The 13,404-nt window shown below is 61.0% G+C and carries 18 protein-coding genes; 6 read left to right on the plus strand and 12 right to left on the minus strand.

The genetic code is table 11. The features are described from left to right. Nucleotides 1-5: 5 nt before the first annotated feature. The 4 genes from FHT78_RS14230 to FHT78_RS14245 all read right to left on the minus strand — a co-directional run bounded on the left by FHT78_RS14230 (nucleotide 6) and on the right by FHT78_RS14245 (nucleotide 2,577). A complete protein-coding gene (locus FHT78_RS14230) occupies nucleotides 6-284 on the minus strand; it encodes a hypothetical protein (RefSeq protein WP_183744841.1) in 279 nt (92 codons plus the stop codon). Between the two features lie 39 nt (nucleotides 285-323). Then, on the minus strand, nucleotides 324-1,238 hold the full coding sequence (locus FHT78_RS14235; protein WP_183744844.1) for a c-type cytochrome: 915 nt from the start codon (nucleotides 1,236-1,238) through the stop codon (nucleotides 324-326). Nucleotides 1,239-1,362: 124 nt separating this feature from the next. After that, on the minus strand, nucleotides 1,363-1,806 hold the full coding sequence (locus tag FHT78_RS14240) for a cytochrome c (RefSeq protein WP_183744847.1): 444 nt from the start codon (nucleotides 1,804-1,806) through the stop codon (nucleotides 1,363-1,365). A gap of 135 nt (nucleotides 1,807-1,941) precedes the next feature. Next, nucleotides 1,942-2,577, minus strand: a complete 636-nt coding sequence (locus FHT78_RS14245) for a LysE family translocator (RefSeq protein ID WP_183744850.1) — start codon at nucleotides 2,575-2,577, stop codon at nucleotides 1,942-1,944. 127 nt (nucleotides 2,578-2,704) lie between these two features. Here FHT78_RS14245 and FHT78_RS14250 point away from each other — a divergent pair, with 127 nt between their 5' ends. After that, complete coding sequence (locus tag FHT78_RS14250) at nucleotides 2,705-3,406, plus strand: YafY family protein (protein ID WP_183744853.1); 702 nt, start codon at nucleotides 2,705-2,707, stop codon at nucleotides 3,404-3,406. A 105-nt stretch (nucleotides 3,407-3,511) separates the two neighbouring features. On the opposite strand, the gene FHT78_RS14255 is transcribed toward FHT78_RS14250, so the two are convergent. The 5 genes from FHT78_RS14255 to FHT78_RS14275 all read right to left on the minus strand — a co-directional run bounded on the left by FHT78_RS14255 (nucleotide 3,512) and on the right by FHT78_RS14275 (nucleotide 6,177). After that, the gene (locus tag FHT78_RS14255; protein ID WP_183744856.1) at nucleotides 3,512-4,357 is read right to left on the minus strand and encodes a metallophosphoesterase; all 846 of its coding nucleotides are present in this window, start codon (nucleotides 4,355-4,357) and stop codon (nucleotides 3,512-3,514) included. Between the two features lie 83 nt (nucleotides 4,358-4,440). After that, entirely contained in the window at nucleotides 4,441-4,662 is a 222-nt protein-coding gene (locus FHT78_RS14260) for a hypothetical protein (protein WP_183744859.1), read from the minus strand. A gap of 34 nt (nucleotides 4,663-4,696) precedes the next feature. Continuing rightward, nucleotides 4,697-5,107, minus strand: coding sequence for an SRPBCC domain-containing protein (locus FHT78_RS14265; protein ID WP_183744861.1), 411 nt, complete (start codon nucleotides 5,105-5,107; stop codon nucleotides 4,697-4,699). Then, nucleotides 5,104-5,427 (minus strand): metalloregulator ArsR/SmtB family transcription factor, encoded by a 324-nt coding sequence (locus tag FHT78_RS14270; RefSeq protein ID WP_183744864.1) that lies wholly within the window; start codon nucleotides 5,425-5,427, stop codon nucleotides 5,104-5,106. The genes FHT78_RS14265 and FHT78_RS14270 overlap by 4 nt, the downstream gene beginning before the upstream one ends. A 147-nt stretch (nucleotides 5,428-5,574) precedes the next feature. Further along, nucleotides 5,575-6,177 carry a superoxide dismutase gene (locus tag FHT78_RS14275; protein WP_112704194.1) on the minus strand — a complete coding sequence of 201 codons (603 nt, stop codon included), beginning with the start codon at nucleotides 6,175-6,177 and terminating at the stop codon, nucleotides 5,575-5,577. Nucleotides 6,178-6,449: 272 nt separating this feature from the next. Between FHT78_RS14275 and FHT78_RS14280 the strand changes: the two genes are divergently transcribed. Beyond that, complete coding sequence (locus FHT78_RS14280) at nucleotides 6,450-7,100, plus strand: class I SAM-dependent methyltransferase (protein WP_183744866.1); 651 nt, start codon at nucleotides 6,450-6,452, stop codon at nucleotides 7,098-7,100. Between the two features lie 60 nt (nucleotides 7,101-7,160). Further along, complete coding sequence (locus FHT78_RS14285) at nucleotides 7,161-7,892, plus strand: sulfite exporter TauE/SafE family protein (RefSeq protein WP_183744869.1); 732 nt, start codon at nucleotides 7,161-7,163, stop codon at nucleotides 7,890-7,892. On the opposite strand, the gene FHT78_RS14290 is transcribed toward FHT78_RS14285, so the two are convergent. Continuing rightward, nucleotides 7,861-8,235: a nuclear transport factor 2 family protein gene (locus tag FHT78_RS14290; protein ID WP_183744872.1), complete on the minus strand. Its 375-nt coding sequence runs from the start codon at nucleotides 8,233-8,235 to the stop codon at nucleotides 7,861-7,863. The two genes, FHT78_RS14285 and FHT78_RS14290, sit on opposite strands and share 32 nt — an antisense overlap. A gap of 188 nt (nucleotides 8,236-8,423) precedes the next feature. On the opposite strand from FHT78_RS14290, the gene FHT78_RS14295 reads away from it, so the two are divergent. Then, entirely contained in the window at nucleotides 8,424-9,650 is a 1,227-nt protein-coding gene (locus tag FHT78_RS14295) for an MFS transporter (protein WP_183744874.1), read from the plus strand. A 3-nt stretch (nucleotides 9,651-9,653) separates the two neighbouring features. Here the strand turns inward: FHT78_RS14295 and FHT78_RS14300 are convergent, their stop codons facing one another. Then, the gene (locus FHT78_RS14300) at nucleotides 9,654-10,262 is read right to left on the minus strand and encodes a TetR/AcrR family transcriptional regulator (protein ID WP_183744876.1); all 609 of its coding nucleotides are present in this window, start codon (nucleotides 10,260-10,262) and stop codon (nucleotides 9,654-9,656) included. A 109-nt stretch (nucleotides 10,263-10,371) separates the two neighbouring features. On the opposite strand from FHT78_RS14300, the gene gstA reads away from it, so the two are divergent. After that, entirely contained in the window at nucleotides 10,372-11,055 is a 684-nt protein-coding gene (gene gstA, locus FHT78_RS14305; RefSeq protein ID WP_183744877.1) for a glutathione transferase GstA, read from the plus strand. Between the two features lie 144 nt (nucleotides 11,056-11,199). Here the strand turns inward: gstA and FHT78_RS14310 are convergent, their stop codons facing one another. Next, complete coding sequence (locus FHT78_RS14310) at nucleotides 11,200-12,087, minus strand: branched-chain amino acid aminotransferase (RefSeq protein WP_183744879.1); 888 nt, start codon at nucleotides 12,085-12,087, stop codon at nucleotides 11,200-11,202. A 251-nt stretch (nucleotides 12,088-12,338) separates the two neighbouring features. Here FHT78_RS14310 and FHT78_RS14315 point away from each other — a divergent pair, with 251 nt between their 5' ends. Further along, nucleotides 12,339-13,379 (plus strand): zinc-dependent alcohol dehydrogenase family protein, encoded by a 1,041-nt coding sequence (locus FHT78_RS14315; protein ID WP_183744880.1) that lies wholly within the window; start codon nucleotides 12,339-12,341, stop codon nucleotides 13,377-13,379. The last annotated feature ends 25 nt before the right edge of the window (nucleotides 13,380-13,404 follow it).

Consider the following 13,404-nt stretch of genomic DNA (forward strand, 5'->3'; position numbering starts at 1 on the left):
GCCAATCATTTGAGCCGTCGAACCTCTTTCGGCAGGCTGTCTCCGGGCGCCACCTCATGCACCGGGCGGGTCGCCCATTGGTGCAGTGCTCTCCTCACGAACAGGAAGGCTGCGGCCCTCGCCTGTGCCAGATCGCGGGGATCATCGAGACGGCTGGCAATCTTTGCCTCCATCACGGCGAGCGTATCGGTGAACCAGCGCGCAAGAACCGCGTTGCGCGCGGCGAGCCGTTCACGCACGCGGGCAATTGCGGCGTCTGTTTCCTCAAGGGTCGGGTGCTTCATTGTGCCAGTGTGGCCAGCTGTGCTTGTGCCAAACAGACGCTACTTGCTCGGAACCGCCTTCAGATAGGCGGAAATCGCCTCGATGTCGGACTGCGGCAGATGGGCGATGTTCCGCTGCACGTCGACCATCTGGCCGCCGGCAGAGTCGAAATCGGGGGTGAAGCCGGTCTGCAGGTAGTTGGTGATATCGGCCTCGCTCCAGGAGCCGACGCTCTTCGAGCCCGGCGTGATGTCTGGTATGCGACCCTTGCCTTCCGGGTTCGGCGCCCCGGAAAGCCACTGGTCACGGACGAAGCCACCGAGGGAATCGCGCGGGGTGTGGCATTCGCCGCAATGGCCGAGACCTTCGACCAGATACTGGCCACGCTTCAACTTGTCGTCGGCATTGGCAAGCACGACGCGGGGTTGATCATTGAAATAGAGGAGTTTCCAGCCGCCGAGCGCCAGGCGGATGTTGAAGGGGAACGGCAATTCGTGCGGCGGAGTGACATTGCTGCTCTTCGGCAAGGTTTTCAAATAGGCGAAAAGGTCGTTGACGTCCTTGTCGCTCATGCGCGTATAGGAGCCGTAGGGGAAGGACGGATAGAGATGCTGCCCGTCGGGGCCGACGCCGCGCTTCATGGCGTTGCCGAACTGAGCGAGCGTCCAGCGGCCGATGCCGGCCTGCTCATCCGGGGAAATATTCGGAATATAGAAGGTGCCGAAGGGGCTTTTGAGTGCAAGGCCGCCGGCAAGGATCAGCTTCGCATCGCCTTCCGCTCCGGGCGTGGCATGACAGCTGACGCAGCCGCCGGTCCAGAAAACCTTCTCGCCATTCGCAACGTCGGTAGCGCCGAGATTGGCCCAGTGGCTTTCCGGCAGCGCATCGGGCGCCGTGACGAAATAGAAGGCCGCGCCGCCGAGCACCACCACGCCGATGAGACAGAGCAGAATGCGGATGAACCTGCGGACCATGCGCCGCCTCTCCTTACGGTCGATATCAAGGGCTTGCCGGCCCGGCAGCCGGAAGAATAAGGCAATCCGCACCAGCGGCAAGACCAGTGCGGATCATGGGATCATGCGAGAAGCGCTCTATCGCTTAGTCTTTTTTGATGCGATAGAGCTGATGACAGCCACCACAATTGCCGCCGACCGCGTTCAGCGCAGCGCCGACGCCGGCAGCATCGGCCGGAAGCTGAGCGAGAACGGTTTCGGTGTCGGCAGACAGCTTCGCGGCGCGTGCCTTGAAGTCGTCCATGTTTTCCCAGATCTTCGGACTGGCTTCGCTGTCGCCCGTCTCGGTACCCGGCTTGAACTGGTCCGGAAAAGCCTTCGCCGTTTCGGCGATCGTCTTCAGAGCCGTCTTCACGGCTTCGGCATCATAGGGCTTGGTGCCCTTGGCGATGGCAGCGAGAGAACCTGCTGCGCCGCCGATCTGCTTCATCATTCCAATGCGTGCGTCGTGCGTGCCGTCGGCGGCCACAACCGGGCCAAGGGCGATGCCGGCGAACGCCATGGCCGCAGCCACTGCTTTCCAATTCATATTCTCTCTCTCCATTGTTCCGCCGGCGACGCCGGCCGAGGGCAATCTGCACCGTGATCATGACAAAATCCATGTCGCCGAATAGTCACGTTTAGCCGGATCCTCATAAAAACAATGTGATAAGAAGAGGCAGGATCAGGCCGCCTTCCACCCTTGCCATAGACTGACCGCGGAGATGACAACCAGCAGCAGGCCAGCGAGGCGGCCGATGACGGCCGTCGTCTTCGGGTTGGACACCAGGAGATCGCGGCTGCGGCCGGCCGTCATCGCAAGCGTGCCGTAGACGGCAAACTGTGTGAGCACAGTCATAATGCCCATGATCAGCCCCTGCAGCCAGATCGGGCCATATTCCGGCTTTATGAATTGCGGATAGACAGCGAGCACGAAGATATAGGCCTTGGGATTGACGAGGCAGGTGACCGCACCCTGCCGGAACGCCTTCCAGGTGGAGCGAGCCGTGCTGGGGCCGACCGTTTCGACCTTGACCGAGCTACGCATCAGCGAGATGCCGATCCAGATCATATAGGCGACGCCGGCAAAGAGCAGCACGTTGAAGACACCAGGCAGCATGGCGACGAGAATGCCGACGCCCGCCGCACCATAGGCCGAATGCACCGCCCCGCCGAGCATGATGCCGCTGGTGGCGGCCAGACCCCGCCTGGTGCCGCCCGTCAGCGAATTGGCGAGCACGAAGAGCATGTCCATACCGGGCACGATGATGATGCCGAAGAGAAGGGTGAAGTAGAGCCAGAGGCTTTCGTGGTAGTCCATGTCAGTTGCCCATCTTCCTTTCAGGCACGCTTCTGACGAAGCGCGTTGAATTTCAATTCGATAGACGACTCTATACGGCAAGCCAACTGACAGTGTATTGTCAGGAGCGTGGGAGAAAGGGCGGCAAATGCGCAAGGCCTCCAGGCTTTTCGAGATCATCCAGATATTGCGGCTGGCGAAGAAGCCGATGACCGCCGCGGTCATGGCTGAAAAGCTGGAAGTGACCGTACGCTCGATCTACCGCGATATCGCCGCGCTGCAGGCGATGCGGGTGCCGATCGAGGGCGGGCGGGGCATCGGCTATATCATGCGGCCGGGCTTCGACCTCCCGCCGTTGATGTTTTCGATCGAGGAGACGGAGGCGATCGTGCTGTCGCTGGCGTTGCTGGAGCGCACCGGTGACGAGGAGTTGAAGCTCGCGGCCCGACGTGTCAACCAGAAGCTTGCCGGCGCCGTGCCGCCGCCGTTGCGGCAGGCGATGGAGACCAAGGCGCTGTATGCCTGGGGCACGGTCGCACCGGCACCTGCAGGAGTGGACCTTGCCATTGTGCGCCGGGCGATCCGCGACGAACGCAAACTCAAGCTCAACTATCGCGACGAAATGGGACGCGCGACTGAGCGGATGATCCGCCCCATCGCGCTGATCTATTATTCCCAGACCGCCAATATCGTCGCCTGGTGCGAACTCAGGCAGGCGATCCGCAATTTCCGCGGCGACCGGGTGGAGGTCTGCTCGGAGGCCGACACCTTTTTCAAGGGCGAAGGTGACGGGCTGCGCTCGCTCTGGACGCAGAGCTGGATGGAGAAGCCGCTGGCCGCGAATGCTTGAGTACGCGATACCCTGCAAATAGGCGTTCACCACCGAGGGCGGAAGCGCCGGAGCAGCGAGCACAGAAACCGACGCTTGCGCCAGGAGGACGGAAGGCCGCCGAATTCAGTAAACCAACGTGCGGCTATCCTCGCGGCCGAAACCGCGAATCTCCATCCGGTTCGCATACACATCGACGATGGCGAAGGTGTTTTCGCTCTCGGTATCGACCACGCCCTTGAAATTGACGAAGTGGCAGCCACCGACCTTGCCGTAATTGCCGACATGGTTGTGACCGTTGAGATAAGCGACGACGTTTTGCTGCGGGGACAGGAGTGCGATGATGCGCTCGCGGTCCCACATATCATGTTCACAGGGTGGATAGACGGGGAAGTGATTCATCACAATCACCTTCTCGCCCGCGACCTTCGCCGCTTCGATTTCGCCAGCCAGCCAGGCGAACTGTCCGTCACTCAGCGACGCGTTCCATTCATGGGCGTTATTGGCGCCGGCTGCCAGCAGAGCCGCCAGACGCTCGCGACCAAGCGCACGATGGGGATGGTCTTCCGGCGGCGCGAAGGTGCTCACCTCATTGCCGTTGAGCACGATGAAGCGGAAACTATGGCGCTGGAAGCTGTAATAAGGTGCTGGCATCCCGACCCGTTCCGCGACCTTCTCCAGATGCTCAGGAGCGACTCCGAAGTCGTGATTGCCGAGCAGGAAGTGCGCCTCGTGCCGCAGCTTTTCATAGACCGGGAGGATATCGTCGAAGCTATTGAAATCGCGGTCGATGATATCGCCGAGCGTCATAACGAAGCTCAGTTTCTCGCCATTGAAAGTTTCGATCGCAGCCGCGACCTTGGCGAGGCTGTTGGCGTAATAGCGGCCCATCTCGACTTGCGGTTCGATGGCAGCATATTGCGGATCGGCGATGATGCCGAAGCGGAAAAGGGGAAGATCGGCGGAAGACATGCGGCGTGATGTAGAGACGGCGGATGACAGCGATGTGACGGCGCTGCCAGCCGCGGCCTCTTAACAAAAAGCCGCGCGATGTCTCAGCTCGCGACCGATGCCTGGTCACGCCGGTCCGTAAAGTAGGGCAATGCAAACATGTAAAGGCCACTGAACAAAAGCAGGAAAAGCGGCGGCAGTGGCGAATAGACCACCCATGCGGGCGGTGTTCCGAGTGCCATCGCGGCGAAATTGGCAATGACTGTCACCGTGAAGATGATCGACAGCCAACGGTGGAGCTGGCGGATAGACTTGTTCCAATTCATTGGTATTCCTCCTCAAACAGGCCGATGTTACTGATCAGTCGGCGCGCGCCAGAACCTGCTGCAGATTTTCGAAGAAGCGCTGCCATCCGAACTTGGCGCCCTGGTAGGCCTGTTCCTGATCCGGGCGGAAGCCCGCCTGCTCCATGCGCAGATGGGTGCCCGAACCGGCGGGCGTCAGTGTCCAGGTGACTGTGCTTTCGAGACCGTAGGCATCCCAGGTATAGGCAAGCGTCCTGTTCGGTTCGATCTCCAGCACCCGGCAATCGACTGAACCCCATTCGGCAGTCAGCTTGAAGCGGTGGTCCGGAACGAGCTTGAAGTCGTTCTTCATCAGCCATTCCCCGATCAGATGTGGCTGGGTCAGCGCGCGCCAGATCTTTTCGGGCGGGAAAGCGATCTCCCGCTCGACGATGACGGAGCGGATTTCAGGCGAGGTCTCGTTCATTGGTCCATCCTTTTGAGCAGATCTTCGAGATCGTCGAACCGCTTCTCCCAGAAGCCGGCCATCTCCGTCGTCCATTCCGCCAGAGGGGCAAGGGCCTTGATCTCGGCGGTATAGTGAGTCTGGCGGCCTTCGTGGCGGTCGCGCACGAGGCCGGCGGTTTTGAGCACCGCCAGATGTTTCGAGACGACCGGTTGGGAAACGCCGGCTCGTGCCGTCAGGGCACCGACTGTCTTCTCGCCCTCGCGGCACAGGCGCTCGAAGATGCCTCGACGGGTAGGATCGGAAAGCGCCCTGAAAAGCGCATCATCGGCGTTCGACATATGGATTCATATCCGATTGGCTATGAATAAACCAATAGCCAAACAGGTATGAGTAAGTCAAGCGTCTTCGAAGGATTTTCAGCCGCGGAAACGAAAACACCCGGCGCTTGCGGCGCCGGGTGCGGAAAATCAGACGCTCAGAAGAACTTACTTCGTGGCGGCTTCGTAACGTTCCAGGACGTAGTCCCAGTTGATCAGGCTGTCGATGAAGGCTTCGAGATACTTCGGACGAGCGTTGCGGTAGTCGATGTAATAGGAATGTTCCCAGACATCGACGCCGAGGATCGGTGTCGCGCCGTGCACGAGCGGGTTTTCGCCGTTCGGGGTCTTGGAGATTTCGAGCTTGCCGTTCTTGACGGAAACCCAGGCCCAGCCGGAGCCGAACTGGGTGGCGCCGGCATTCGCGAAATCGGCCTTGAACTTGTCGTAGCCGCCGAGGTCGGAATTGAAGGCTGCTTCGAGCTTGCCCGGCAGCTTGTTGCCGCCGCCGCCCTTCTTCATCCACTTCCAGAAATGGATGTGGTTGTAGTGCTGGGCAGCATTGTTGAAGAGGCCGGCATTGGTGCCGAAAGACTTCTTGACGACCTCTTCCAGGGAGAGATCGGCAAGGCCGGCTTCCGCTGCAAGCTTGTTGCCGTTGTCGACGTAAGCTTTGTGGTGCTTGTCGTGGTGGAACTCCAGCGTCTCCTTCGACATGAAGGGAGCAAGGGCTTCGTAGTCATAGGGAAGTTCAGGCAATTCGAAAGCCATATCAGATCTCCTCTTGGCAATAGATTGCGTCATCGGCAGGTGAGGCGGAACATAGGAGGGGAAGCACAGACAGGCAACCGGCGAATTATCAAAAAACAACGACTTCGAGGAAAAAACACCTCTCGCCACAGGCTCTCTTCGAAAGCGCAAACCGCGGGGAGTATCGCGCTTTGCGGGACATGAAAGCGGCGTGGCCACAAGGAATTGCAATGCCGCCGGAACCGGAGCCTGCCTTCATGAGTTTGAAGGCAGGGTCTGGAGGAGGCGCGCACGTGGGACAAGTTCACAATCAGGCGGAAGACCAGCAGAAAATTTATCAGCGCTGGGCGCCGGTCTATGACCGGCTCTATCGGGGTCTCCTGCGCGACGGGCATCGCACGCTGGCGCAGCTTGCAGCTAGGGCCGGTACGGACATTCTGGAAATCGGCGTCGGCACCGGGCTGGTTCTTTCCCACTATCCCCGGCGCTCCAGGGTGACGGGCATCGACATTTCCGAGCATATGATCGCCAAGGCGCGGGAAAAAATCGCCCGCGACAAGCTTTTCCATGTGCGGCAATTGCAGGTGATGGACGCGCACGCGCTGGCTTTTGAAGATAAATCTTTCGATGCTGTCTGCCTGCCTTTCGTCATTACGCTTATTCCCGAGCCGGAACGGGCGCTGGACGAATGCGCCCGTGTTTTGAGGCCGGGCGGCGAGATCATCCTGGCCAGCAAGCTCGGCGACGGTGCAGGACTTCAGGGCGCGATCGAGGAGGCGGTGGCGCCGCTTGCCCGGCGGATCGGCTGGAGCTCGTCTTTCCGGATCAGCCGGATCACCGACTGGGCACGCAGGAGCGGTTTCGATGCAATTGAAATATTGCCGGTTTTCCCGAACGGCTTCTTCAAGGTCATGCGCCTCAAGCAGCGCTTTCCAAACGTCTGAGACGGAACCTTTTCGTGCTCGACATGTTTGCGGCCAAGCCTTCGCTCGTCAGGGATTTTCATGAGCACGGATTTCTTCCTCTTCGTCATCGTCGGTTTCTGCGCGCAGATCGTTGATGGCGCCCTCGGCATGGCCTTCGGTGTGCTGTCCACGACCAGCCTGCTGACGCTCGGCGTGCCTGCTGCCAACGCCAGCGCCATGACGCATGTGACGGAACTGTTCACGACGGCGGCGTCGGGCATCTCCCATGTCTGGCATCGCAATGTCGACTGGAAGCTAGTGGCGCGGCTGGCGCCGGCCGGCATGATTGGCGGGGCGGTTGGCGCCTTCCTGCTTGCCAGTGTCGACGGCAAGGTGATCGAGCCCTTCGTCTCGGCCTATCTGATCGCAATCGGCCTCCTCATTCTCTGGAAGGCCTTCCACCCGACGCCGAAGCGCGATGTCCGCGACTGGATGGTGCCGCCAGTCGGGCTTTGCGGCGGCGTGCTGGACGCTATCGGCGGCGGCGGATGGGGGCCGGTCGTCACCAGCTCGCTCGTCGGCGTTGGTCACGATCCGAAGCGGGTGATCGGCTCGACCAATTTCACAGAATTCGCCGTGACGCTGATCATCTCGATCACCTTCGCGCTGGCGCTCGGCTGGTCGGAACTCGGCTCGGCGGCGGGCCTGATCATCGGCGGGGTTATCGCCGCGCCGTTCGGAGCGATCCTCGTCAAGCGGCTGCCGGTGAAACCGCTGATGATCGCAGTTTCCATCGTCATTATCGCGACATCGGCCGTGCGGCTCTTCTAGGCGTGTTGCGGCCGAAATAGACATCGACCGAGGCTATCCTGTCACCGTCGAAACGGAAACTTTCCATGTTGCGGAAGGCCTTGCCATCAGTCATTTCGGCACGGTAACGGACGACCGCCTCATCACCCTGAACCGTGAGGAACTCGATGTCGAAGGCCTTCAACGCCGGCTCGTTCGGCCAGCATCGCTCGAAATAAGCGGTGCGGTCGATATGATTGTCCTGCGGACTGGAGAAAGTGAAATCCTCAGCCAGCATCGCGCCGACGAGATCCTTGCGGTGAGCGATATAGGCTGCGTAGAGATCGCGCAGCATCTGTGCGCGGTGTTGATCGCTATTAATCATGTCTGCTCCTTCACATTACTGATTGCATATTGCAATCAGTAAGCGGCGAAATCATGACATTCAAACTGCCGTCCCCTTGCCGACAGGTCTGATCGGGGGGAATTCGTCCTTGGCAGGATTCCGGTCGGTGCGTAAAGTGAGGATCGCTTCATCTTGGCCGCGCCAGACTGTACCGAAGAAGATCCGCAATGACAGACACTCAATGGGACGCCGCGAAGGTGGTGCCCGGATCCGCCTACTGGAAACGCAATCTCGTCATCTCATTGCTTGGTTCGTTCACGACCATCGTGGCGATGACGCTGCTGCTTCCGTTTCTTCCGCTTTATGTGGAAGAACTTGGCGTGAGCGATCATGCGGCGATCGTGCAGTGGTCGGGCATCGCCTATGGCGCGACCTTCTTTGCTGCCGCCTGTGTGGCGCCGCTCTGGGGCCGGCTGGGGGACATCTACGGGCGCAAGCTGATGCTGGTGCGCGCCAGCCTCGGCATGACCATCGCCATCTCGCTGATGGGAATGGCCGGCAGCGTCTGGCAGTTGGTGGCGCTGCGCCTCTTCGTGGGCCTGGCGGGCGGTTATGCCTCCGGCTCGACGGTGCTGGTGGCGACGCAGACGCCGAAGGACCGGTCTGCCTGGGCGCTCGGCGTGCTCTCGTCCGGCATCATGGCCGGCAATCTCGTCGGGCCGCTGATCGGCGGGGCACTGCCGCCCATCATCGGCATCCGCGGCACGTTTCTGGCCGCAGGCGGCATGATCTTCATTGCCTTCCTGGCAACCACGTTCCTGATCAAGGAGGAGAAATCGGCAGCCCGAAAGCAGGCGGCCAAGGCCTCCGGCGACTGGAAATCCATTCCAGACAAGGGGCCGGTGGTCGCCATGCTCGCGACCGGCCTGCTGCTGATGCTCGCCAACATGTCGATCGAGCCGATCATCACCGTCTATGTGGCGCAACTCGTCCCTGATCAGGATCAGGTGACGATGGTGGCCGGCATCGTGATGTCGGCGGCAGCGCTCGGCAGCATTCTCTCGGCCTCGCGGCTCGGGAAGCTTGCCGACCGGATCGGCCACTGGCCGGTCATTGCCGGCGCGCTCGCAATCGCGGGACTGCTGCTCATTCCGCAGGCCTTCGTGACCGCCTCATGGCAGCTGATCGGCCTGCGCTTCCTGATGGGCTTGGCGCTCGGCGGGCTGCTGCCGTGCATCACTGCCGTCATCCGGCACAATGTGCCGGATAGTGCCGCCGGCAGCATTCTCGGACTGTCCATTTCTTCGCAATATGTGGGACAGGTCACCGGGCCCATCCTTGGTGGCTTCGTCGGCGGGCATATCGGCATGCCGGCTGTCTTTCTCGGTACCAGCGTCCTGCTGCTGGCGGGCGCGGCCTTCACATGGCTGGTGCGGACGAAGGAGGAAGCCTGAACCTCAGGCTTTGCCGCAGATCATATCTACGCCGGACTGTGCCAAAGCCTCCAGCGTCTTCCGGCTGTCGCCGGCCCGGGCGCGCACGGCGAGGGAATGCATGACGGCCGAGGCAAGCCTCGCAAGCATGTGGACATCGCTGCCGTCAGGCAGTTCGCCGCGTTCGACGGCGAGCGCCATGCGCTGTTCGATCGCACTGTCAAAATCCTCGAGACTGCGGCGCAGGAGCTCTCGAACACGCTCGTGCTGGATTGCCTCAGCCGTCGCGGTGCTGATGAGAAAACAGCCGCGCGCAGCGGTTTCGCCATGAAGATAAATCTTCAGAGCGCCCTTATAGACGTTCGCGAGATTGTCGCGCAGCGGCAGTGACAGATCGAGTGCATCCGCCAGCACATCCATGCTTTCGGCCCGATACGCCTCCATGACATCGAGATAGAGAGCCTCCTTGTCGCCGAACGCACCGTAGAGGCTCGGACGATTGAGCTGGGTGGCAGCGCTCAGCGTATCCAGCGACGTGCCGGCAAAACCGCGGTCCCAGAATACGTCCCTCGCCTTTTCCAGGGTCACTTTAGCATCGAAGGCTCTCGGGCGGCCACGCTTCTTCTCGCTCATTTTGTACCGTTTCGCATAAAATAATTGACCGAGGAAATTTTATGCGAAATAGTACAAATGTCCAACGGATTGATGCGGCCGGTCGCGAACCGCCGCAGGAGGAGAAGCCATGAAGCTTTATATGCATGCAGCCGCCTGTTCGCTGTCGCCGCACATTATCTGCCGCGAACTCGATATCGATATCGAGCTCATCACGGTCGATCGAAAGACGCACAGGACCAGCGAGGGAGACGACTATTTTTTGATCAACGGCAACGGCTATGTTCCGGCGCTGGTACTTGACGATGGCAAGGTGCTGACGGAGGGACCGGCGATCGCCCAATTTCTCGCCGACAGTTCCCCTGATGGACGAAGGATGCTGCCGGAATTCGGCAACTTTGCCCGTAACCAGGTGCAGTCTCTGCTGAACTTTATCACGTCGGAATTGCACAAGCCGATGGCGATGCTTTTCAACGCCGACTATGCGACGGCACATGACGCGATGCGGGAGGTCGTCCACAAGCGTCTCGATTGGATCAACGGAAAGCTTGCCGGCCCCTATCTCACCGGCGAGGATTTCACGGTCGCGGATGCTTATCTTTTCGTCTGCCTTAACTGGTCGCCATGGATCAAAATCGATCTCGACCGGTTTCCGGCGCTTCCCGCTTTCATGAAGCGTGTCGGGTCGCGGCCGGCAGTGCAGACGGCATTGAGCGAGGAAGGGCTGATGGCCTTCGATGCTGGCGGGAATTTCTTTGCACCGATCGCCTATATCCAGTCCGCCGGTTACATCGGCTCGCCGGTCCGGCCGTGATAGAGTGCCGATCCGGCAGCGCCGTCGATTGCCGGACCGGCCAAGCGGCGCCTGGCCCTTCGCGTGGCTCAGGGCGTTCGAGCCTGCAATCGATCCACTGGATCGATTGCTGCCGCTACGCGGCACCGGCTCTCACCACCACCACTATTCATCGCTCGCAGAGCGGCCGTAGGCCCAGTCCATGTAGAGTTCCAGCGCCTTGCGTGTGACCGGGCCTTCCTGGAAATGACGGCCGTCGAGCCTGTTGACGCCGACCACCTTGGAATAGTTGCCACTCGTAAAGACCTCGTCGGCACCCATGAAATCCTCGACCGACAGCGTTGCCTCGCGCATCTCAAAGCCTGCCTTGCGTAAAAGGCCCATGACGCGCAGCCGCGTGATGCCGGCGAGGAAGGTGCGGTTGGCGATCGGCGTGAAGACCACGCCGTCCTTGACCATGAAGACGTTCGAGGAAGCGGTTTCGGCCACATTGCCGTTCATGTCGCGCATCAGGGCATTGTCGAAGCCGCGGCTTTTCGCTTCGGCGATGGCGCGGCCGCTATTCGGATAGAGCGAACCTGCCTTGGCGTCCGTCATCGCCGTTTCCGGGGTCGGGCGACGGTAGGGAGAGACAGTGAGGGAGGAGCCGCCGTGTCCGCCCATGGCCGCCTCGAACAGGCAGAGCGCAAAACGGGTGGATTCGCCGTCGACGGTCACGACGCTGCCCGCCGAACCGTGCTCGCCCCAATACATCGGCTTGATATAGATTGGCGTCTTGCCGTCGAACTTCTCGACACCTTCCCAGGCAAGCGCTTCGATCTCCTCAGCCGTCTTGACCGGTTTCAGGCCCATGGCGACGGCGGAGCGGTTGATGCGCTGACAGTGCAGGTGGAGATCGGGCGCGATGCCATTAAACCAGCGGGCGCCGTCGAAGACGGTAGAGCCCAGCCACATGGCATGCGAAGTCGGCCCGATCAGCGACGGGTTGCCGGCAATCCACTCTCCGTCGACATAAGTCCAGGTGGTCGTGCGGGGTGATGTATCGACGGGCATTTTGGGCTCTCCTCTGAAGTCGGCAAAGCAAAATCCTCCGTACGCGGACCGGTCAAGCGCAAATTGACGGTTGAAACATCGAAGCAACAAAATGCCGGAGACCGCGCTGCGATTGAAATATTGATGCGCGTGTCACGGTACCAAAGCGATGGGTCCATAACGGAAAATGATGGAAGGACGACTGGATGAAAACCCTCACCGCATGGCATCATGGATGAAGACAGCCCCGTGCCGCCCGAGGAGAAGAACAAATGAAAGCCATGTACTATGAAGCCTTCGAGCAGGCGCCTGATATCCGCACCGTGCCGGATCCGACACCGACTGAAGATGGTGTGGTGATCAAGGTCGGCGCGACCGGGCTTTGCCGCAGCGACTGGCACGGCTGGATGGGCCATGACCCGGATATCCGGCTGCCGCATGTGCCGGGGCACGAGCTTGCCGGCAAGATCGTCGCTGCCGGCAAGGGCGTGGTACGCTTCAAGGTCGGCGACCGGGTGACGGTGCCCTTCGTTTCCGGCTGCGGCCATTGCAGCGAATGCCATTCCGGCAATCAGCAGGTCTGCCCCAACCAGTTCCAGCCGGGCTTCACCCACTGGGGCTCGTTCGCCGAATATGTCGGCATCGATTATGCCGATACCAATCTGGTGCATCTGCCGGAGAGCGTGGACGATGCCACCGCGGCGAGCCTCGGCTGCCGCTTCGCCACCTCCTTTCGCGCTGTCGCCGACCAGGCCCGCACCGGCCCCGGCGAATGGATCGCCGTGCACGGCTGCGGCGGTGTCGGGCTTTCGGCGATCATGATCGCGAGCGCACTTGGGGCCAATGCGATCGCCATCGATATCTCCGAGGAGAAGCTTGCCTTCGCGCGCGAATGCGGAGCGGTGGCGACGATCAATGCCTCCGCAGTCGCCGACGTGGCAGAAGCCGTGCGCGAGCTCACAAAGGGCGGCGCGCATGTTTCCATCGATGCACTCGGCCATCCCGTCACCTGCTTCAATTCGATCAAGAACCTGCGCCGGCGCGGCCGGCACGTGCAGGTGGGGTTAATGCTCGGCGAGCATTCCACGCCGCAGATCCCGATGGCGCAGGTGATCGGCCACGAGCTGGAAATCTACGGCAGCCATGGCATGCAGGCCTGGCGCTACGACGCCATGCTTTCGATGCTCGCATCCGGCAAGATCGCGCCGCAGAAACTAATCGGCCGGCGCATCAGCCTTGCCGAGGCCGTGCCGGCGCTGATGGCGCTCGACAGGGCCGAGGGCACCGGTATCAGCGTGATTACGCAGTTCTAGGATCGTGGGATGGGTTTGAAACGAA

Origin of the sequence: Rhizobium sp. BK196, from assembly GCF_014193255.1 — a bacterium.
Classification (GTDB): domain Bacteria; phylum Pseudomonadota; class Alphaproteobacteria; order Rhizobiales; family Rhizobiaceae; genus Rhizobium.

Excerpts from the sequence above, each read along its gene's own strand:
- FHT78_RS14260 (WP_183744859.1), bottom strand. The coding sequence starts at position 4,662 with ATGAATTGGAACAAGTCTATCCGCCAGCTCCACCGTTGGCTGTCGATC.
- FHT78_RS14235 (WP_183744844.1), bottom strand. The coding sequence starts at position 1,238 with ATGGTCCGCAGGTTCATCCGCATTCTGCTCTGTCTCATCGGCGTGGTG.
- FHT78_RS14250 (WP_183744853.1), top strand. The coding sequence starts at position 2,705 with ATGCGCAAGGCCTCCAGGCTTTTCGAGATCATCCAGATATTGCGGCTG.
- FHT78_RS14310 (WP_183744879.1), bottom strand. The coding sequence starts at position 12,087 with ATGCCCGTCGATACATCACCCCGCACGACCACCTGGACTTATGTCGAC.
- gstA (WP_183744877.1), top strand. The coding sequence starts at position 10,372 with ATGAAGCTTTATATGCATGCAGCCGCCTGTTCGCTGTCGCCGCACATT.
- FHT78_RS14245 (WP_183744850.1), bottom strand. The coding sequence starts at position 2,577 with ATGGACTACCACGAAAGCCTCTGGCTCTACTTCACCCTTCTCTTCGGC.
- FHT78_RS14300 (WP_183744876.1), bottom strand. The coding sequence starts at position 10,262 with ATGAGCGAGAAGAAGCGTGGCCGCCCGAGAGCCTTCGATGCTAAAGTG.
- FHT78_RS14275 (WP_112704194.1), bottom strand. The coding sequence starts at position 6,177 with ATGGCTTTCGAATTGCCTGAACTTCCCTATGACTACGAAGCCCTTGCT.
- FHT78_RS14240 (WP_183744847.1), bottom strand. The coding sequence starts at position 1,806 with ATGAATTGGAAAGCAGTGGCTGCGGCCATGGCGTTCGCCGGCATCGCC.
- FHT78_RS14265 (WP_183744861.1), bottom strand. The coding sequence starts at position 5,107 with ATGAACGAGACCTCGCCTGAAATCCGCTCCGTCATCGTCGAGCGGGAG.
- FHT78_RS14285 (WP_183744869.1), top strand. The coding sequence starts at position 7,161 with ATGAGCACGGATTTCTTCCTCTTCGTCATCGTCGGTTTCTGCGCGCAG.
- FHT78_RS14295 (WP_183744874.1), top strand. The coding sequence starts at position 8,424 with ATGACAGACACTCAATGGGACGCCGCGAAGGTGGTGCCCGGATCCGCC.
- FHT78_RS14255 (WP_183744856.1), bottom strand. The coding sequence starts at position 4,357 with ATGTCTTCCGCCGATCTTCCCCTTTTCCGCTTCGGCATCATCGCCGAT.
- FHT78_RS14315 (WP_183744880.1), top strand. The coding sequence starts at position 12,339 with ATGAAAGCCATGTACTATGAAGCCTTCGAGCAGGCGCCTGATATCCGC.
- FHT78_RS14290 (WP_183744872.1), bottom strand. The coding sequence starts at position 8,235 with ATGATTAATAGCGATCAACACCGCGCACAGATGCTGCGCGATCTCTAC.
- FHT78_RS14270 (WP_183744864.1), bottom strand. The coding sequence starts at position 5,427 with ATGTCGAACGCCGATGATGCGCTTTTCAGGGCGCTTTCCGATCCTACC.
- FHT78_RS14230 (WP_183744841.1), bottom strand. The coding sequence starts at position 284 with ATGAAGCACCCGACCCTTGAGGAAACAGACGCCGCAATTGCCCGCGTG.